This is a genomic window from Marivita geojedonensis, assembly GCF_002115805.1.
GTDB classification, from domain to species: Bacteria; Pseudomonadota; Alphaproteobacteria; order Rhodobacterales; family Rhodobacteraceae; genus Marivita; species Marivita geojedonensis.
This window is the reverse complement of sequence record NZ_JFKC01000038.1, coordinates 1-18,634: the sequence shown is the minus strand read 5'-3', so window position 1 is coordinate 18,634 and position 18,634 is coordinate 1. Positions and strand designations below refer to the sequence as shown.

The following is an 18,634-nucleotide window of genomic DNA, read 5'->3' as shown; positions in this document are numbered from 1 at the left end:
CTCACCGCTCGTTTTTCGGACCGTGAATCACGCCATCCCAGCGAAATCAATGGGTCCTGACCCTAGCACAGGAACAAGCAGGGCCGATTACTTTACCGGGCTGGGTGGCGACGATGAATTCTTCGGTGCCAACGGCCCCGATGCGATCAGCGGCGGTTCCGGGAACGATATCCTGCGGGGAGGCGCCGTACAGGATGTTTTGCGGGGTGACACCGGCAATGACATGATGTTCGGCAACGAGACCTATGGCGACCCCCTTGATGGTGACACAGCGCGGTTTGCAGGCTTGTCGTCGGAATACGCCATCAGCGGCGGGACGGAATATGCAGTGGTTTCCGGGCCGGACGGTGAAAAGGACAAACTGTTCAACATCGAATTTCTGCGCTTCGACGATGTCGTTCTCGCGCTGGAGGACGGATCGCATCTGGATGGGCTCGGCTCTACCGGTGACTTCGACGCGGCAGAGCGTGTCGCACTGATCTACGAAGCCGCGCTGAACCGCGACGGGGCCATCGATCTTCCAGGCCTCAACTTCTACATCGAAGTGACGGAACGGCACGACCTGACAGATAAATTCCTTGCGGCTGACATGATGAACAGTCCGGAGTTCGCTACCAACTTCGGTGACCCCGACACGCTGTCGAACGAAGCGTTTCTGGATCGTATCTATCTGAACGTGCTTGACCGCGAACCGGATGCAGCCGGGCGGCAATTCTACCTTGATCTGCTGAACGCCGGAAGGATCAGCAAATCGGACGCATTGGCCGATATCGCAATCAGTCCGGAAAATACTGCCGGCTCGCGCGAAATCCTCATGAGCCTCTACGAGAATTCCGAAGGCGAATGGAGCTTTGTGCGGGATGACGGAATGGCGGTGGCATAACGCCACCTCATCCGGAAACATCGACGGCTCCCCCGGAAACCCAGGCGCGAGATGCGATAAACAACGCGTGGCACCTTTCGCACCGCCACACAAAAAAAGGCCGGATCCATGGGACCCGGCCTAAGGATAGCGTTCCTGATTTGGGAGGAGAGAACGCTAGTTCCTTGAAAGCTTACTTCGCAGCAGCAGTTGCCTTCTTGGCAGCAGCAGTCGCGTCAGCAGTTGCTTTCTTGACAGCGGCAGTTGCGTCCTCGGAGAGGTCCTTGCCTGCGGCCATCATCAGTTCCACTGTGTCCATCTGGACCTTCTTCGCGATCTCAGCGAAAGCAGCCATGTTTTCGGCGGCAACTTCTGCCTGAGCCGATGCGAAATCGGTCATGGCTTTTGCGTAGTCTGCCGGCTCGGTTTTGGCCTTCGACATGTCGCCCAGCTTGGCGAGGGTGTCTTTGGTCCATTTTGCGGAGATCTCGGTCGACTTCTCAGCTGCTTCCAGAGCAACGTGGGACAGCTTCTCGTTCAGAGTTGCTGTGGTCTTGAAAGCGTCTTCCATTGCTTTCGTGTCAACCGGGAATGCGCCCATCATTTCTTTCAGGGTCGCTGTCATGTCTTGCGTCTTTGCCATCGTTCAAATCCTTTCCTGCTCGGCGGGCCCGCCCCGCTGTGTTGTGCAGATGCAGAATATATACATGCCGCACCGCAGCATTTCAAGCATTTTTCTGCACTGCAGCAAAAAACTTCGGAAAGGGTTGAACCGGGGCTCAGGCCTTGGCCTTTATGCGCACATAGGTGCCGGGTGCCGGGGCCAGGGGCGGATGGGATTTATCCCCTACTTCCCGTGCCTTGACCCATTTTCCGGCGCGTTTCGCCAGCCATTTTTCCCAAACCGGCCACCATGAACCCTCGGTGTATTCCGCCGCATCACGCCACGAATCCGCGTCCAGCGACAGGTCATCATGGGTGTAATGGCCGTATTTCTTTTTCGATGGCGGGTTCACGATTCCGGCGATGTGTCCCGACTCGGACAGGATGAACTGCTTGGACTTTGACCCCATGGTCTGCACCCCGCGATAGCAGTCCTTCCACGCCGCAATGTGGTCGGTCTCGCAGGCAATCGAACACAGCGGCACATCCACATCCCGCAGGGACAGGGTGTGACCCATGAGTTCGAAGTCGCCCTGTGCAAATCTGTTAGACTGGCACAGACCGCGCAGATACTGCATCGCCATGCGTCCGGGCAGATTGGCCCCATCTCCGTTCCAGTAAAGCAGATCAAAGGCCGGGGGCGTTTCGCCCATCATGTAGCTCTTGATCGCGGGACCGTAGATCAGGTCGTTTGACCGAAGAAAGCTGAAGGTCCGCGCCATGATGAACGACTTGAGAATCCCGGTGTCGCCGATCTCGGCTTCGATCCCGTCGATGAAATCGTTCTGAAGGAAGGGGGTGAATTCACCCTGATCCGAGAAATCGGTCAACGTGGTAAAGAAGGTCGCCGACTTGATGGACTTGTCGCCCTCCTGCTTCAGCAGGGACAGCGTCAGGCTCAGCGTGGTTCCGGCAATACAGTAGCCGATGGCATTGACCTTATCGACCTTGCAGATGGATTTCACCTCTTCGATCGCGCGCAGGTAGCCGTCTTCGATATAGGCATCCAGCCCCACATCCTTGTACGACTCGTCCGGGTTGATCCAGCTCACCACGAACAGGGTATAGCCCTGATCCACCACCCAGCGGATGAACGAGTTTTCCGGCTTCAGATCCAGAATGTAGAACTTGTTGATCCAGGGCGGGAACAGAAGGATGGGAGTCTCGCGCACCTTCTCGGTCGTCGGCGCGTACTGGATGATTTCCATCATGTGGTTTCGGTAGATCACCTCGCCTTCGGCGGTGGCGATGTTCGTGCCGATCTCGAACGCCCCCTCATCCGCAAGCCGGACGACGAGTTCGCCGTTGTTGGCCTCAAGATCGGCCACGAGGTTCTCGAGCCCTTTGACAAGGCTTTCTCCCTCTGTCTCAAGCGCCTTCTGAAGGGCGTCCGGATTCGTCGCGAAGAAATTGGTCGGCGCGAACATGTCCACGATCTGCTGCGCAAAGTACCGCAGTCGCTTTTTCTCGGTCGCGTCCATGTCCTCGACATCATCCACCGCGTTACGGATGGCTTCGGCGTTGATCAGGTACTGCTGCTTGATGAAGTTGAAATACGGATGTTCGTCCCAAAGCGGGTTCTTGAAACGGCGATCCTTTGGGCCCGGATCGGCCGGTGGCTGCAACTTGCCCTTGGCCAGCGCCTGCTGTGCCTCGACGTAATGGGTGACGGACTTGCCCCAGTATTCGATCTGATGTTCCAGAATCTTGGCAGGGTTCTGAAGCCATTCCTGCCAGTACGCCTGCATCGCCTTCCCATAGAGCATGGCGTCCGGGCCGTGCAGCGCGGGGTTGATCTGTTTCTTCTGCGACAGGGCAGCCATCAGCCGCTGAGTCAGCGATTCGATCTTTTGCAAATTGGCCTCAAGTTCCGCGCTCATTTCAGGTGCGGCAACGTCTTTAGTTGTCATGGCCAACTTTCCCCCCTATTCATGCTGCTATGCAGAATACAGTCGCCTGCGGTGGGAGGCAAAGCGACGAATTGGCCCGATTTTCGGGCCCACGCTGAAGGAGAGGCCTCTATGCGCTACATGATGACTTATGATCTCATGGAAACGTTTCGCAATACAAATCAATGGCTTGGCGCAACTGCGCGAACCATGGCCTCCTATCCCGCCTGGGCCATGATGCCGAATCCGGCAGTCCAGTGGATGGCCGCTTGGGGCGAGGTAACGGAACGCACATTCGAGCGCATGATCGTCAAACCTGACTGGGGGATTCGGACGTTCACCTGCGAAGACGGCAAGGATCACCTCGTCGAGATCAAGACTATAGTCGAACGTCCCTTCGGCGATCTGATCCATTTCAACGTCGCCGGTCGCAAGGAACAGCCCCGCAAGATCCTGCTCGTTGCGCCGATGTCCGGTCACTATGCAACACTCCTCCGCTCCACGGTGAAGTCCCTACTCGTGAATTGCGAAGTTTACGTGACGGACTGGCACAACGCGCGCGATATCCCCGTGAGCGCAGGCAAGTTCGATGTCGAGGATTACACCCTCTACCTGATGGAGTTCATGCGCCACCTTGGCCCCGACACCAACGTTGTTGCCGTCTGCCAACCGGTGCCGCTGACCCTCGCTGCGACCGCCTATCTGGCAGAACTGGACCCTGACGCACAGCCGCGCACGCTGACCCTGATCGGCGGACCGGTGGACCCCGACGCAACCCCCACCGACGTGACCGATTTCGGCCGTCGCGTGACCATGGGTCAGCTCGAGGAAACCATGATCCAGCGCGTCGGTTTCAAGTACAAGGGCGTGGGCCGCATGGTTTATCCGGGCCTGCTGCAGCTTGCCTCGTTCATCTCGATGAACGGCGACCGGCACCTGAACGCCTTTTCGAACCAGATCCAGAACGTCATCCGCGGTGAAGCATCCGACCACGATCCGCACAACCGCTTCTACGACGAATACCTTGCCGTCATGGACATGCCGGCAGAGTTCTACCTCTCCACCGTGGACCGCATCTTCAAGAAACGCGAAATCGCCAAGAACGAATTCGTCGTCGCCGGACACAAGGTGGATATGGGCGCGATCACCAATGTTGCCGTCAAGACCGTCGAAGGCGCGAATGACGACATCTCCGCCCCGGGTCAGTGCATCGCCGCACTCGGTCTCTGCACCGGCCTGCCCGATCACATGAAGGCAAGCCATGTTGAACCGGGCGCGGGACATTACGGCATCTTCGCCGGAAAAAGCTGGCGCAACAACATTCGCCCGCTGGTGCTCGACTTCATCGACAGCAACGCGGGCGGGTCGTCCAAGACCCGCAAGGCCAAACCGGCCAACACCAACGCGGCATAACCGAAAAAAAGGCTGATCTCCGGATCAGCCTTTTTTCTTTCGCATCGATCAAATTCTTTTTCGAAAAGCCGCATGGTCTCGGCGCTTGGTTCGGAGCCTTCTCCAAATGCCAGCTTTCGGAAAAAATGATAAGGTTGCCCCGTCAGAACAGCAGTCTTTCGGGAAATCCACCCCATGCCTCAATCGCTTGGTCGCCTTGTAGAACGTCAAATTCAGAAAGCTCTGGCCGAGGGCAAGCTTCAGGGCTTGAAGGGCGAAGGAGAACCACTCTCAGACCGCTCAGGTGAAGCCTTCACAGACATGGCGACGGCCGTCGCTGTGCGGATCATGGCGGAAGCCGGGGCGCTCCCCGAAGAGTTCAAGATCAAGAAACTGCTCACAGCAGCACGGGAAACCTTCCGAGGCGCCACGAACGAAGATGAAAAGCGTGTTGCGATGTCGCTGATCGCCGACTTGGAACAACGCTACAATATCGCTGTTGAGGCGCGCCGTCGTTTCATGGCCCCATAGTCTGAGCACCCTCCTGTCGGACATTTCGCCGACAGGCCCCCTATGCGCAGGCTTACCCCTCCGCTGCCCAGATCATATCGATGAATCGCTGCGTGCCCTGACTGAACTCCAGCGGACAGGGATAGGCTGCCTCTCCGCGCACCGCAGCGCCAAAGGCTTCGACCTGTTGCACATACTGGTTCACCCCAGGATACCGGAAGAGTTCTGTCGCTTTACCCTTCCGCATCAGCGTGATCTCGGCATCTCCATAGCCCAGAGGATTGAACGGCGCAGTGACCTCGATCACCCCTTCGCTGCCGTGAAAAGACACGTTCTGGTACAGCGCCATCCGCATCGACGTCAGCGAGGTCAGTGTGAACCCGTCGAACTGCGCGACTGCCTCGGCCCGCACCTCGACGCCGTTTTCCCTGCGGATGTCGGCAAACAGAATCCGTTCCGGCTCCTGCCCCGTGACAAACCGTGTACAGCCCAGCGTGTAGACCCCGATATCCGGAAGACTGCCGCCACCTGTCTCGACCGTGTTTCGGATGTTTCCCGGGTCGCTGCTGTTGTCATAGGTAAACGTGGCGTTGACCCGCAGAAGCTGTCCGATCGCGCCGCCTTGGACCCAGTCGCGCACCTGGTGCCATTGGGGATGATGCACAACCATATACGCCTCTGCAGCCACCAGCCCCGTCCGATCCCGCACCGCAATCAGGTCGTCGATCTCATCCGCCTGCATCGCAATCGGCTTTTCGGTCAGAACATGCTTTCCAGCCTCAAGCGCCCGCCGCGTCCATTCTACATGCAAAGAATTGGGCAGCGGAATGTAAACTGCGTCGACCCCCGGATCAGCCAGCACCGCGTCATAGCTGTCCACCACACGCAGATCGCTGTCCATCGCCCGGAATGGCTCGGCCTTGGCCGGGTCCGAGGTTGCCAGCATGGTCAGTTTTGACCGTTTCGCCGCGTGAATGGCCGGAGCCATCTGTTCCCGCGCAAATTTTGCCGCGCCCAAAATGCCCCAACGAAGTTCCGACATGCCTGCACCCTCCTCAGTGATACGCAACGCCTAACATGAAAAAACGCCGGGCACAGGCCCGGCGTCTTTCACCTTCGGATGTCTTGCGCTCAGTTGGCAGTCAGCAGGCCCTGCTCTTTTGCCAGATCGCGCATCCGCTTCTGCAGCTTTTCAAACGCCCGCACTTCGATCTGGCGGATGCGTTCCCGGCTCACGTCATACTGACCCGACAGCTCTTCGAGCGTCACCGCCTTATCGGCCAGACGCCGCTGCGTGAGAATATCCTTCTCGCGATCGTTAAGCACGTCCATCGCCTCGACCAGCATCGCGCGGCGGGCTTCAAGCTCATCGCGCTCTTCATAGTCGCCGGCCTGATCCGCGCTCTCATCCTCGAGCCAGTCCTGCCACTGCATCGTGCCTTCGCCCTCAGAGCCAACCGTCGCATTCAGCGACGCATCGCCCCCCGACAGACGCCGGTTCATCGAGATCACTTCGTCCTCGTTCACACCCAGATCATGGGCGATCTTCTGAACGTGCTCCGGGCGCAGATCGCCATCCTCAAGCGCGCCGATGCGCGACTTGGCCTTGCGCAGGTTGAAGAACAGCTTCTTCTGAGCGCTTGTGGTGCCAAGTTTCACCAGCGACCAGGAGCGCAGGATGTATTCCTGAATGGACGCACGGATCCACCACATTGCATAGGTCGCAAGGCGGAACCCCTTTTCCGGATCGAACCGCTTGACCGCCTGCATCAGGCCGACATTCGCTTCCGAGATCACCTCAGCTTGAGGCAATCCGTAACCGCGGTATCCCATGGCGATCTTCGCCGCGAGTCGCAGGTGGCTTGTCACCATCTTGTGCGCAGCTTCAGTGTCTTCCTGCTCGACCCAGCGTTTGGCGAGCATGTATTCCTCTTCCGGCTCCAGAAGCGGAAACTTCCGGATTTCCTGCAAGTACCGGCTCAGACCGGCTTCCGGCGACGGGGCCGGGAGATTCGCGTAGTTGCTCATGCCCATGTCCCTCCAATGTTTACGAGCTTAACATTCAATTTGGGAACGTCACCCGCAAGTTTCAAGAAGTACGTATCATTTCGTTAAGCATAATTTAACGCACAGCCTCTTGGGCGAAAGCCCCATGTCAGTGCATTCACGCACATGGGACGATTGTTTCAGCCGCGCAGAAGCGTGATCAGATCAGCCATATCTTCGGGTAACGCAGCCTCGAAACGGATGGTTTCACCGCTCACCGGATGCTCGAACCCCAGAACCGCGGCATGCAGGGCTTGCCGGTCAAATCCGGCCACTGCCGCCCGCGCGGCCTCTGGCATCGCGTCCTTGGCAACCTTGCGCCGCCCGCCATAAACCGGGTCGCCCACCAGTCCGTGCCCGGCATGCGCCATATGCACCCGGATCTGATGGGTGCGCCCGGTCTCAAGGCGACATTCCACCAGGGACACCTGCGGCGGCGTTCCAAAGGTTTCTAGAACCCGCGCCCGTGTGATCGCGTGTTTGCCGTGGCCGAAGAACACCGCCTGTTTCTGCCGGTCCGTCTTGTGCCGCGCCAGATCGCTGGTGATCTTGATCACCGCTCCCGGTTCGATCGACACCCCCCGCACCCCGCGCAGGCGCGGATCACCGGTATCGGGGTGTCCATGCACCAACGCATGATAAATCCGTTCCACGCTGTGCGCCGCGAACTGTTCCGCCAACCCGTGATGCGCACGGTCGGACTTGGCAATCACCAGCAGGCCGCTCGTGTCCTTGTCGATCCGGTGTACGATCCCCGGACGTCCAACGCCGCCCACACCCGACAGTTTACCGCCGAAATGGTGCAGCAGAGCATTGACCAGCGTTCCCCCGGGCGTGCCCGGTGCCGGATGCACCACCATACCGGCAGGTTTCATCACCACGATCAGATCGTCGTCTTCGTACCGAACGTCGAGGGGCAGCTCCTCCGCCGCGATATGGCTCTGTGCAACCTCGGGCAGCTGCACTTCGATCACGTCCCCCTCGGTCACCTTCGCCTTGGGATCGGACAGAACCTCGCCCTCCCGGCGCACCGCGCCCTCCTCGATCAGCTTGGCCAGCCGCGTGCGCGACAGCGCCGCCTCCTCTGGCACGTCCCGCGCCAAGGCCTTATCAAGGCGCGGCGGAGGCCCTGCCCCGATGGTCACGCGCAAAATGGAGTCAGACATGGACAACGCCCCCGAAGATCAGGCCCCCGAACCGGCCAACCTGCGATTCCTGCGGCGGCTGGTGACGGTCCTGACCGCTACTATGATCGCGGGGGTCATACTAATCACCGCGCTGATTGTCATCCGCTACAATCAATCCGCGACACCGCTGCCCGATGTGATCACCCTTCCCGATGGCACAACGGCCACGGCCTTCACCCAGGCACGCAACTGGTACGCCGTCGTGACCGAGGACGACAAGATCCTGATCTTTGCCCGCGACAGCGGTCGGCTTTTGCAGACCGTCGAGATCATCTCAAAGTAATCTGCTCCCGATACTGCCGCCGCATTTGGCAGTCGGCAAACCATTGACACGCGAGAAACCTTGATCGCTTGGCGAAACGCCGACACACTTCTGCTGCGCGTCATCAAGGCTGTGCAGCCACACGCCTTCATTTGTAAGCGCGCCTGCTGATCGATCCGGATTGAATTGGAGTCCCAAATGTTGACAAAAAACCTTTTTGGCCGCACTCGCCGCATGCAGCCTTTCCAATGCGTCGCAAGCAGAGCCCGACGAAACCATCATTCGGCTGATGAATGATGCGCCGACCATTCTCGACTTCGGAATTTTTCGGCTGGAACGATTTCTGAATGGCGCTGGGGAAAGCAGCTACTCGAGGGTTATCTATGACTGGGACAGCAATCGCATCGTTGTGAGCAATCGGTTCTTCGATGGACACACGATCAGAGAAGCCGAGGCGATGCAGAAATGCAAAGTCTGGATCAACGCCATGCGTGAATTGGCAGGCATCGATCTGGAAACCGGCGAACTTCAGTCTTGGAAGACGTCAAGCGAGTTCACCCGATTTTTTCTGCACATTGGGGATGTCGAACAGGAACACGCCGACCATGATGCAGATGAAAAGTCGCTCGATGAGAAATTTCATCTGGTCTACGTCGTGGCCGATGTTGTCAATGCAGCGGATGAGAACTTCAGTATGCATTGCGAAACGCCCCTGTACGGGACCGATTTCGCGGTTTCGTATTAGACTGAAGAAGGATGGTACCGACACCCCGGCTCGAACGGGGGACCTCTTGATCCACAATCAAGCGCTCTAACCAACTGAGCTATGTCGGCACTGAGGGGCGGGATAACGGCACGGTTCGGGCAATGCAAGCCCCATCTGGCGTTACAACTTCACTTCCCAGGCCTGCTCCACCAGATCGACACCAAAGCTGTGCACGGGCTTTGACGAGGTGCAGACCCATCCCGCCCGGGAATAGAGCGCGCAGGCCGCTTTGTGGCTTTCATGCGTCCACAGCTCCATGCGCGTGTAGCCCCGCTCGCGGGCGAATCCCATACAGACGTCCAGCAGACGTTTGCCCAGCCCGAGGCCGCGCGCCTCGGGCGCGGTGAAAAACAGCCGCAACTTGGCCGTCTGATCATCCAGTCGCACACAGAAGATGCTGCCCAGCGGCTTCCCGTCCCGCTCCGCAATCCAACCCTTTTCCCGGTCTGGGTCATGCTGCGCCGTGAAATCCCGCAGGATCGACTCGACCAAGGGGCCAAATGTGTCGTCGAACCCCTCGGCCTCGGCATAGTGGCGCGCATGTGCGCCCACCAGCCACTCAAGATCGCCGGGGCGATAATCGCGAAACGTCACCGTGTCATCCATGACGGCACTCTGCCCCGCCAGCAGCTTGCAAAACAAGCCCCTCGGCGCTATGGCCCGTGTCCTGACCTGCAATCCGCCGGAGACCTGTCATGGGCATCAACACCGAACGCGACATCGAAGCCAACCTGCAGATCGGCCCTACCGATCAGGGCATGGTGCGCCTCTTCGTTCTGGCGGACGGAATCGAGATCCCGATGGATTTCGACCCCGAGGAAGCCGACGAGATCGCCGAGGAAATCCGCCTCGCCGCGACCGCCGCGCGCAAGGTCAAACCCAAGCGGAAATAACCATCCTCCGGCCGGGTAGAACGGCAAGACCGCCTAGCCCCACGCTGCCAAAGCCGCATCAGGGTCGCGCAGCGCATGCAACCGCCGCGCGGCATGCACCGCAAATTTCCGGATAAGCTTGTTGCGCCGCGCCGCCGCCAGCTTGTCCTCCGGGGCCATACGCACGATTTCGGCGTCATAGCCGTCGGCGATGATGAGGCCAGTTTCCGCTGGCAGCAATTCGGTCGGGAACGCCAGATCAACCGCCCAGAAATAGCGGTCGCACCAGTCAAGATACCCTTCCCACTTGCCGTCCGACTGAAAGTCCGCCCGCGACGACTTGCACTCCACCACCCAGATTTCGCCTTTCGGCCCAAGCGCCATGACGTCCACACGCAAACCCCGGTCCGGCACGAATTCCTCGACCACGGAAAACCCGTGGCTCGCCAGATGGCGGCAAACACCACGTGCTAGGATCTGTCCGGGTTGAAGTTCGTCACGCATGGCACAACCATGAACAAAGTGTGAACAAAAATCAAGTGATCGGGAGCGCTGGCGCGAAATAGCCCCTTGTCACGGCGCGGTTCCGAGCCTACCTGAGGGGCTGGCGGGTTCTGCCCTTCTCGTGAGCGGTTGCATTCCGGTGGCCTTAAGCAATTCCGAGGGAGTTGGCTCTGTCCGGGCCCTGGTCCGGTTACCCGACGCCCACCTGTATATACAGGTCCTCGGGAATGAGAGAACCACACGGTTGGCGTGGTTCCCGCCGCAGTTACCTTCTTGAAAACTGGCGTGTCTGGCGACGCGGGGCATAGGCCTCGGCGCGGACCGGAGTCAGTGGGATGGGCATCCCGCGATGATCGTCATCATCGTCGTCGTCATCATACTTCATCAGCATGATGGTGATTCCGAACTGCACACCGGCGAACACGATTCCATTGAACAGCCAAAGCAGAAAGACCGCCAGAACACCGACATCCGTGTGTGTCACAAGGTGCCAGAGGTTCACCACGTTGAAATACAGAAGAAGCGCCACAAACACGGCGGACAGGGCGAACCCGATCGCAGTTTGACGAATATACAGTTTGATCAGGTCCGGCATCGCTCGACTCACATTGCTAAAGTCGAATGTAGGACCACCCCGCCGGATTTCAAAGCGCGCCCTCGACGCACCTTGATCAAAACGCCTCGGGCCGCGCCTCACGTGCCATGTGGTCGAGCACGGCGTTCACAAAGCTCGCTTCCTTGCCCTCGGGGAAAAAGGCGCGCGCCACGTCGACATATTCGTTGATCACCACTTTGGGCGGCGTCTCCGTTGCAACCAGTTCCGCCCCTGCGGCACGGAACAACGCGCGCAAGGTGGGGTCGATCCGGGCAATGGGCCATTTTGCAACCAACCCCCGGTCGGTCATCTGGTCGATCTTGGCCTGCCAGTTGACCGCTTCCTCGGTGATCCGGCGGAACAGGTCCGCATCGCCTTCGACCAATTCTGCGCCGTCTTCCTGCGCGAGCCCGAACCGGTGGTCGAGGAATTCCACCGCGACCTTATCAACCGACTGACCCGACTGCTCCATCTGGAACAGCGCCTGAACGGCATATAACCGCGATGCAGACCGCATCTGGCGTTTCTGGTCCACCTTCTTCGGAGGCTTGGCACCTTGGCTCATGCGATGTTCGGGTCCTTGCTGTCACCAGCGATCTGGTACTCATCTTTTGCGGGCACAAAACCCACGCCCTTGCGGGCAGCGCCCCACTTACGGCTGAGCGCGATCAGGTGCAAGGCCGCAGCCGCAGCGCCGCCCCCTTTGTTTTGTCCATCCGCCTGCGCGCGCACCTCGGCCTGCGCCATGTTCTCGACCGTCAGGATACCATTGCCGATGCACAGCCCCTGCAACCCCAGCAGCGTCAGCCCGCGCGAGCTGTCGTTGCAGACCGTGTCGTAATGCGTGGTTTCACCGCGAACGATGCAGCCCAGCGCAACATAGCCGTCGAAATTCGACATGCGCTCCGCAATCCCGATCGCCGTCGGCACCTCAAGTGCGCCGGGAACCTCGACCAGTTCATGTGTGCCGCCACATGCCTCGATCTCGGCCCTCGCACCGGCGATCAGTTGATCCGCGATATCCTTGTAGTAAGGGGCCACCACGATCAGAATTTTGACCGGACGGTCAAATTCCGGTCGTGCCAGCGTGTAATGTTCTTCCGATGCCGCCATCAGCCCAACTCCGAAATCTTACGCGTTCCGACGATTTCAAGCCCGTAGGCTTCAAGCCCCACGACCTTGGGTGTGGGGGAATTCGTCAGCAGCGTCAGCTTTGACAATCCCAGCGACGACAGAATCTGCGCGCCGAGCCCGTACTGACGCAGCGTCTTGGGTGAGACTTCGTCGCCCACGTCCAGTTTCATCGACGTGTCGCGCAGCAGGACGACAACGCCCCGCCCTTCGTCAGCCACAGCCTGCATGGCATGCTGGAATTCGTCTGCCCGGCCCTTTGGCCCGGTTCCCACCACGTCGAGCATCGGGTCCATCGCGTGCATCCGGACAAGCACCGGCTCATCGCCCGACAGATCACCCTTTGTCAGCACGATATGCTCATCACCATGGGTTTCGTCCGTGTAAATCCGCATGTCCCATTCACCACCGAATTCCGAGGTGATCTTGTCCTGCTTGCGGACCCGGACAAGATTGTCGTTGCGGCGGCGATAGGCGATCAGATCGCTGATGGTGCCGATTTTCAGCCCATGCAACTGCGCAAACGAAACAAGCTCCGGCAGCCGGGACATGGTGCCGTCTTCGTTCATGATCTCGCAGATCACGCCCGCCGGGTTCAACCCGGCCAGACGGGACACGTCCACCGCGGCCTCGGTATGACCGGCACGCACCAGAACGCCGCCATCCTTCGCCCGTAGCGGGAACACATGACCCGGTGTCGCAATATCCTGCGCGCCTTTCGTGCCATCGATGGCCACCGCCACAGTCCGCGCGCGGTCGGCAGCCGAGATGCCGGTCGTCACCCCTTCGCGCGCCTCGATGGACACGGTGAAGGCGGTTTCATGCCGCGACGAGTTGTTCGTCGACATCAGTTGAAGCCCAAGCTCCTCGATCCGCTTCGAGGTCATCGCAAGACAGATCAGACCCCGCCCGTGCATCGCCATGAAATTGATGGCATCCGGGGTCGCCCACTGCGCGGGAATCACCAGGTCGCCTTCGTTTTCGCGATCCTCGTGATCGACAAGAATGAACATCTTTCCGTTGCGCGCATCCTCGATGATTTCCTCCACAGAAGAAATCGCGTCTTTCCAGTTTTCCTCAACCGGACCGGGATTCTCATATGTCGTCACGCGGAGCCTCCGTCATTGCCCATGCGCACTTAAATCAGAGTGGCGGAATTGACCAGTGCGACGTCCCGTTCGGGTCGCTCGGACATCTGGACCGTCAACGCCTTACCTTGACTGCAAACACAAGGCACGGCCCGCTCAAAGCGCCGGAATGACCGCGTTTTGCGGCGTCAGCCGAAACCCTGACTGCGCCGTCCTTCAGCAATCAGTCAAAAATATCCTCGAGAACGTCGAAGGCCTCCTCGAAGAAACGCTTTGCCAGCGTCTTGCGCTTCTTCTTTTTGGGTTTGCGTGAAAACCCGGCCTCCCGTTCCCAAACCGGCAGTGGCGTGACCGCGCCTTTCTTTTGCTTCGGCTTGGGCCGGTGCGTGTTGACCTGCCTGCTGGACACAGGCGTTTCCACCACATCCGCCCGCAGCATTTTCATGTCATGAAGCGGCGCGCCACAGGCGGCACAACTCAACTCGTGCCGGGTTTCCCCTTTCAAAACAAGGGCCGCGCGGGTTCCGCAGTAGCAGCATGTGGCAATCTTCGTTCCGTGAGGCATGGCATCTCCTTCACAGGGAATATTGGCACGCAGGCCTCGGACCGCAAGCTCACACACGCGCGGCGTAAAGCGCCACCGCCGCTGCGTTCGACACGTTGAGCGATCCGAACGCCCGCGCGAAGGGGATTTTCACCAGCGCGTCACAGGTCTCTTTTGTCTTGGGTCGCAATCCCGGCCCCTCGGCCCCCAGGACAAGCGCAATGGGTCTGTCCCGCACCGGCGCAATCGCGTCGTCGATGGTCTGATCGGCTTCCCCGTCCAGTCCGAAGATCACGTAACCCATTGACCGCAAACGCTCCATCGCGTCCGCAAGGTTGCGCTCCCGCAGGTAGGGCTGCCGCTCCAGCGCGCCCGACGCGGTCTTCGCCAACGCCCCCGTTTCCGGTGCCGAATGGTGCAGAGTCCCGACAACTGCCGAAGCGCCGAACACTTCCGCCGACCGCAGAATCGCCCCCACGTTATGAGGATCGGTCACCCGGTCGAGCATCACGACGCGCGGCGGCCCGTCACCCGCGCCCAGCGCCACATCCTCCAACCGACCCCAGTTCAAAGGCTTTACTTCCAACGCCGCGCCCTGATGCACCGACTGCGGATCAATCGGCGCGGCAAACTTGCGCGGATCGCTGATTTCCGGTTCGATTCCAGCGGTTTCGATGGCATCGGCCAGCTTGTCCGCCGCATTGCGCGTCACCACCAGCCGCAACCGCTCGCGCTTGGGATTGACCAAGGCATCGCGAACCGCATGCAGGCCGAACAGCCAAACGGTTTCCGCCGCAGCCGCCTTTTTGGACTGTTCCTTGGCCACCACCCATTTCGGTTTCTTGGCCATATCAGCCCCCCTGTTCCATCGGCAAAATTTGCTCCCCGCTTGATGGGATTTTCCTGTTGACGCCGCAAGGGGGCAATTGTAATCACCCGCTCACGCCAGAGGCCGGGCCTCTGGAGAAGTGGGCGACAGGCCGCAAGGTGTGGCAGGGGACTGTAACTCCCTCGCGGAGACGCACGCTTGGTTCGATTCCAAGGTCGCCCACCACTCAATCTCCACAAAACCATACAGAACACATCCTCTCTGGATAGTGTTTGGTTTTCCGTGAGTTACGAGGGGTAGTGGCCGGAGAGACCTCACATTTCGTCTTTGTTCTGGGCCATTTCGCCGCGATATCGAGAGAAGTCTCAGCGGGGCATTCGCGCGTGAGGTCTTAGGCCAGGCCTGGATGCTCTATTGATGCGGAAAGCCCAGAATCTTGCGCTGTTCATGCCAGTCCAGCGGTAGTTCCGGAAGGCTACGCAACTTCTTTGCTGTGAGATGTTGTGGCTGACGGCCTTCGAGAATGGCCGTTGAGATATCCGGTGCCAGCCAGGCCAGGGGCAGGATACGACTCACCGATCCGCTTTGGAGACCTTCGCGGTCTTCAATCTGGCGGATGGTGCTGGACGTGCCGTCAAGAAGTTCGGCCGACCACCGTCTCGCATCAGCGACAAGGTTGATGAGGTCCTGATCCGGCTGAAGTGCATCGGGCGGTGCAATGATGATCGGCCTCGCCCGTCCGGTCTGACGCTTCTGGAACGGGGCCTCGAAGGAGGCATGGATTGGTAGCTTAGCTTTCTCTGCTGGCAGCAACGCACCTAGATCCAACCGAACACAAAACTGCCCCTTTGATAAATCAATACGATCAACTAAGCCGTTTAGATGCTGTGCATCCGGGCATTCACCCCCATCAGCAATCTGGTTTCTCAGAGAATCCACTGCATGGAGGATCTCTGCGAGCGAAGACGGATCCAAATCGACTGCCGATCTGATCTGCTCGGTCAGCCATGACTGATCGTCCAGGTGGTTCTTGAGCCCACTCAGAACCAGCCGCTCGACTTCTCCTGCGGGAAGTCGTTCGATACTGCCCTGTTCGTCTGAGCCGGATGGCATTGACGTGTAATACCAGTACCGCCGCGATTGGGCTGTTCCGCCCGTGCGCGTCGACTTGAGGGCGTAGGTCGTGCGCATTGGGCGGCCTACGGAATCAAAGAGCAGCCCATCCAGCAGGCGCCGCGCCGTCCGTCGGGACGTGCCGATCGTCTTGCCACCGTGGTTTGCAAGCAGCTCCTGCACCTGCTGCCAGGTAGCATCGTCGATGATGGCCTCATGTAACCCATCATAGAGCTCATCTTTGTGACGAGTCTTGCCGATGTAGATGGGGTTGCGCAGGATGTTGTAGAGTGCACCACGAGAGAAGGACGCACCTCCCGTGGTGCGACCGTACCGGTCGGTTCGGCGTTTGCTGACGATACCGAGCGCGTCAAGTCTTTCGGACAGTTCGCGTACCGATCCGGCCACCAGATACTCGGCAAAAATGGTGCGGATCGCTTCGGCCTCAACCGGGTTAACAATCAAGGCTTTGTCGGCAACGTCGTAGCCCATTGGCACCGCGCCCCCCATCCACATTCCCTTACGTTTGGAAGCTGCAACCTTGTCCCGGATACGCTCAGCCGTCACCTCGCGCTCGAACTGGGCGAATGACAACAGGACGTTTAGGGTCAGGCGACCCATGGACGATGTCGTATTGAAGGCTTGGGTGACCGACACGAACGAGACCCCTGCCCCATCGAAGAGATCAACCATCTTCGCAAAGTCCGCCAGTGACCGGGTCAGGCGGTCCACCTTGTAGACAATGATAACGTCGACGCGGCCTGCCTGCACATCGTTGAGCAATTGTGTAAGCCCGGGTCGATCCATGGATCCGCCGGAGAACCCTCCATCGTCATAGCGCTCGGCGCGTTCTGCCCAGCCCTCGTGCTTCTGGCTCAGGATATAGGCCGCACAGGCCTCACGTTGCGCATCCAGAGAGTTGAAGTCCTGTTCCAACCCCTCTTCGGTCGACTTGCGGGTATATATGGCGCAGCGCTGGCTGATCATGTGCGCGTTCCTTCACGCAACCCGAAGAACTTGGGTCCGTTGCGGTTGGTCCCGGTCATCGCCCGCGCCACCGCCGACAGCGAGGAATAGCTCTGGCCGTTCCAGGTAGCACCGCCGTCCGCTGTGGTCAGCACTTCATGCATCTTCCCGCCCCAGTCCTTCAAGATGCGGGTGCCATCACCAACCGTAGCTGGCACGGCACCCCCGCGGCTTTTCAGGGAACGCGAGTCAATCCGGGCCCGGATGACCCGCTTCCAGTCACGGCGTGCAACGGCGCTCTCGCCTCCCGCCAAAGCCGTCTGTGCGCCCCATGCCAGCGCCAGCCGCATCAGGCGCGCGGTAAAGGTTTTGGGCGGCGCGGTGCCCTTGGTCTCCTGCCAGATCCGGCGCAGCGTTGCGGCGTCGGCTTCCACTAGTCGGCAGATGTCGGGGGCGGTCACGGTCAACGTCATTGGCCTTCCCCGGGCACAATACGGTAGCGGGCCACCCTGCCCGATCGGTCAAGCTCGACAGGTACGCCTGACGACCGCAGTCGCGAGATTGCCGCGCGTATCGTATGCGGCTGCCAGCCCAACTGCTTCTGGATCTGCACAACTGTTGCCCCGGTGCGGCGCGTCAGGAGTTTGCGCAGCATTTCAGTCTTGGGCTTAGGAATTGGCCTCGCCGATCTTTGCTGAGCGGGATCGGAAGTAAGTTTTGCTGTGGGTTGATCGGTCATCAAGGTCTCCTCTTGGTCGCGGGGCAATCTCGCGCCCCGTACTGACCAAAGCCCGGCGTTCCGGGCGGGAGAGTCAATTCATTCAACGACGCCAGTGACGCTCACCCTTGGTCGGAAGTCCAGTGGAAGATCGACTACCAAACGACAATCAAACGCTAGGAATGGCGGGCGGCAGCTGCCGCCCGCCCGATCCTCAAATATCTATCCGTTCCGCAATGCTCAGTGCGTCTTCCAACTCAACACCAAGGTATCGCACCGTACTGTCCACCTTGGTATGGCCAAGTAGGAGCTGAACAGCGCGCAGGTTGCCCGTCTTGCGATAGATCAGCGCCGCCTTGGTGCGCCTCAGAGAATGCGTCCCGTAACCGCTTGGATCCAGTCCGATCGCACCCACCCAGTCGCGGACCAGGCGTGCGTACTGCCGGGTCGAAATGTGCGGCCTTTCATGGAAGCGGCTGGGAAACAAGAACGTGCATCCGAGCATCTCCGGGCGACATATCCAATTCCAGATAGAATCACGAGTGTTCTCCGATACCTCGAACTGGACTGGCCTTTGCGTTTTGCTTTGGACAACAGTCACGCGTTCGCGAACTCGGTCACTGACAACGAGATCAGTGACTTTAAGACGAATGAGGTCACAACCTCGAAGCTTGCTATCTATTGCAAGATTGAAGAG

23 protein-coding genes, 2 tRNA genes and 1 other RNA gene are annotated in these 18,634 nt (G+C 59.5%); 8 read left to right on the top strand and 18 right to left on the bottom strand.

Annotation, left to right across the window (positions count from 1 at the left end; genetic code table 11):
* A partial coding sequence (locus tag MGEO_RS20085) for a DUF4214 domain-containing protein (RefSeq protein ID WP_233140034.1) occupies positions 1-883 on the top strand: 883 nt, incomplete at its 5' end.
* Between the two features lie 172 nt (positions 884-1,055).
* On the opposite strand, the gene MGEO_RS20080 is transcribed toward MGEO_RS20085, so the two are convergent.
* A complete protein-coding gene (locus tag MGEO_RS20080) occupies positions 1,056-1,505 on the bottom strand; it encodes a phasin family protein (RefSeq protein ID WP_085641522.1) in 450 nt (149 codons plus the stop codon).
* 136 nt (positions 1,506-1,641) lie between these two features.
* Positions 1,642-3,435, bottom strand: a complete 1,794-nt coding sequence (locus MGEO_RS20075; protein WP_085641521.1) for a PHA/PHB synthase family protein — start codon at positions 3,433-3,435, stop codon at positions 1,642-1,644.
* A 111-nt stretch (positions 3,436-3,546) separates the two neighbouring features.
* On the opposite strand from MGEO_RS20075, the gene phaZ reads away from it, so the two are divergent.
* Positions 3,547-4,827, top strand: a complete 1,281-nt coding sequence (phaZ, locus tag MGEO_RS20070) for a polyhydroxyalkanoate depolymerase (RefSeq protein ID WP_085641520.1) — start codon at positions 3,547-3,549, stop codon at positions 4,825-4,827.
* 174 nt (positions 4,828-5,001) lie between these two features.
* On the top strand, positions 5,002-5,337 hold the full coding sequence (locus tag MGEO_RS20065) for a DnaJ family domain-containing protein (RefSeq protein WP_085641519.1): 336 nt from the start codon (positions 5,002-5,004) through the stop codon (positions 5,335-5,337).
* Between the two features lie 52 nt (positions 5,338-5,389).
* Here MGEO_RS20065 and MGEO_RS20060 read toward each other — a convergent pair whose 3' ends face one another.
* The 3 genes from MGEO_RS20060 to MGEO_RS20050 all read right to left on the bottom strand — a co-directional run bounded on the left by MGEO_RS20060 (position 5,390) and on the right by MGEO_RS20050 (position 8,528).
* Positions 5,390-6,358, bottom strand: coding sequence for a Gfo/Idh/MocA family protein (locus MGEO_RS20060; protein WP_085641518.1), 969 nt, complete (start codon positions 6,356-6,358; stop codon positions 5,390-5,392).
* 89 nt (positions 6,359-6,447) lie between these two features.
* Positions 6,448-7,344: an RNA polymerase sigma factor RpoH gene (gene rpoH / locus MGEO_RS20055; RefSeq protein ID WP_085641517.1), complete on the bottom strand. Its 897-nt coding sequence runs from the start codon at positions 7,342-7,344 to the stop codon at positions 6,448-6,450.
* A gap of 158 nt (positions 7,345-7,502) precedes the next feature.
* Positions 7,503-8,528, bottom strand: a complete 1,026-nt coding sequence (locus tag MGEO_RS20050) for an RluA family pseudouridine synthase (RefSeq protein ID WP_085641516.1) — start codon at positions 8,526-8,528, stop codon at positions 7,503-7,505.
* On the opposite strand from MGEO_RS20050, the gene MGEO_RS20045 reads away from it, so the two are divergent.
* Together MGEO_RS20045 and MGEO_RS20040 are read left to right on the top strand one after the other, a co-directional pair.
* Complete coding sequence (locus MGEO_RS20045; RefSeq protein ID WP_085641515.1) at positions 8,527-8,832, top strand: DUF6476 family protein; 306 nt, start codon at positions 8,527-8,529, stop codon at positions 8,830-8,832. The two genes, MGEO_RS20050 and MGEO_RS20045, sit on opposite strands and share 2 nt — an antisense overlap.
* 196 nt (positions 8,833-9,028) lie before the next feature.
* The gene (locus MGEO_RS20040) at positions 9,029-9,556 is read left to right on the top strand and encodes a hypothetical protein (protein WP_085641514.1); all 528 of its coding nucleotides are present in this window, start codon (positions 9,029-9,031) and stop codon (positions 9,554-9,556) included.
* A gap of 12 nt (positions 9,557-9,568) precedes the next feature.
* Here the strand turns inward: MGEO_RS20040 and MGEO_RS20035 are convergent.
* Positions 9,569-9,645, bottom strand: a tRNA-His gene (locus MGEO_RS20035).
* Between the two features lie 52 nt (positions 9,646-9,697).
* Positions 9,698-10,183, bottom strand: a complete 486-nt coding sequence (locus tag MGEO_RS20030; RefSeq protein ID WP_085641513.1) for a GNAT family N-acetyltransferase — start codon at positions 10,181-10,183, stop codon at positions 9,698-9,700.
* Between the two features lie 89 nt (positions 10,184-10,272).
* Between MGEO_RS20030 and MGEO_RS20025 the strand changes: the two genes are divergently transcribed.
* Positions 10,273-10,470 carry a DUF6324 family protein gene (locus MGEO_RS20025; RefSeq protein WP_085641512.1) on the top strand — a complete coding sequence of 66 codons (198 nt, stop codon included), beginning with the start codon at positions 10,273-10,275 and terminating at the stop codon, positions 10,468-10,470.
* 33 nt (positions 10,471-10,503) lie between these two features.
* Here the strand turns inward: MGEO_RS20025 and MGEO_RS20020 are convergent, their stop codons facing one another.
* Positions 10,504-10,953 (bottom strand): MmcB family DNA repair protein, encoded by a 450-nt coding sequence (locus MGEO_RS20020; protein WP_085641511.1) that lies wholly within the window; start codon positions 10,951-10,953, stop codon positions 10,504-10,506.
* 104 nt (positions 10,954-11,057) lie between these two features.
* Here MGEO_RS20020 and ssrS point away from each other — a divergent pair.
* A non-coding RNA gene (gene ssrS, locus MGEO_RS22005) (6S RNA) lies at positions 11,058-11,213 on the top strand.
* A gap of 5 nt (positions 11,214-11,218) precedes the next feature.
* On the opposite strand, the gene MGEO_RS20015 is transcribed toward ssrS, so the two are convergent.
* The 6 genes from MGEO_RS20015 to rlmB form a co-directional block, all read right to left on the bottom strand.
* Positions 11,219-11,548, bottom strand: coding sequence for a hypothetical protein (locus MGEO_RS20015; protein ID WP_085641510.1), 330 nt, complete (start codon positions 11,546-11,548; stop codon positions 11,219-11,221).
* Between the two features lie 76 nt (positions 11,549-11,624).
* On the bottom strand, positions 11,625-12,113 hold the full coding sequence (gene nusB / locus MGEO_RS20010; RefSeq protein ID WP_085641509.1) for a transcription antitermination factor NusB: 489 nt from the start codon (positions 12,111-12,113) through the stop codon (positions 11,625-11,627).
* A complete protein-coding gene (locus tag MGEO_RS20005) occupies positions 12,110-12,661 on the bottom strand; it encodes a 6,7-dimethyl-8-ribityllumazine synthase (RefSeq protein WP_085641508.1) in 552 nt (183 codons plus the stop codon). Before MGEO_RS20005 ends, nusB begins: the two co-directional genes overlap by 4 nt.
* Positions 12,661-13,788, bottom strand: a complete 1,128-nt coding sequence (gene ribB / locus MGEO_RS20000) for a 3,4-dihydroxy-2-butanone-4-phosphate synthase (protein WP_085641507.1) — start codon at positions 13,786-13,788, stop codon at positions 12,661-12,663. Before ribB ends, MGEO_RS20005 begins: the two co-directional genes overlap by 1 nt.
* Before the next feature lie 202 nt (positions 13,789-13,990).
* Complete coding sequence (locus MGEO_RS21985) at positions 13,991-14,332, bottom strand: hypothetical protein (RefSeq protein WP_085641506.1); 342 nt, start codon at positions 14,330-14,332, stop codon at positions 13,991-13,993.
* Positions 14,333-14,381: 49 nt separating this feature from the next.
* Positions 14,382-15,161 carry a 23S rRNA (guanosine(2251)-2'-O)-methyltransferase RlmB gene (gene rlmB / locus MGEO_RS19990; protein WP_085641505.1) on the bottom strand — a complete coding sequence of 260 codons (780 nt, stop codon included), beginning with the start codon at positions 15,159-15,161 and terminating at the stop codon, positions 14,382-14,384.
* 120 nt (positions 15,162-15,281) lie between these two features.
* Between rlmB and MGEO_RS21470 the strand changes: the two genes are divergently transcribed.
* Positions 15,282-15,365 (top strand) — tRNA-Tyr (locus MGEO_RS21470).
* A 186-nt stretch (positions 15,366-15,551) separates the two neighbouring features.
* Here the strand turns inward: MGEO_RS21470 and MGEO_RS19985 are convergent.
* From MGEO_RS19985 to MGEO_RS19970, 4 genes are all read right to left on the bottom strand, one after another.
* Entirely contained in the window at positions 15,552-17,240 is a 1,689-nt protein-coding gene (locus tag MGEO_RS19985) for a recombinase family protein (RefSeq protein WP_106299246.1), read from the bottom strand.
* Positions 17,237-17,692, bottom strand: a complete 456-nt coding sequence (locus tag MGEO_RS19980) for a DUF2924 domain-containing protein (RefSeq protein WP_085641504.1) — start codon at positions 17,690-17,692, stop codon at positions 17,237-17,239. Before MGEO_RS19980 ends, MGEO_RS19985 begins: the two co-directional genes overlap by 4 nt.
* Complete coding sequence (locus MGEO_RS19975; protein ID WP_158091064.1) at positions 17,689-17,874, bottom strand: DUF3489 domain-containing protein; 186 nt, start codon at positions 17,872-17,874, stop codon at positions 17,689-17,691. The genes MGEO_RS19980 and MGEO_RS19975 overlap by 4 nt, the downstream gene beginning before the upstream one ends.
* Before the next feature lie 277 nt (positions 17,875-18,151).
* A partial coding sequence (locus MGEO_RS19970; RefSeq protein ID WP_143746316.1) for a tyrosine-type recombinase/integrase occupies positions 18,152-18,634 on the bottom strand: 483 nt, incomplete at its 5' end.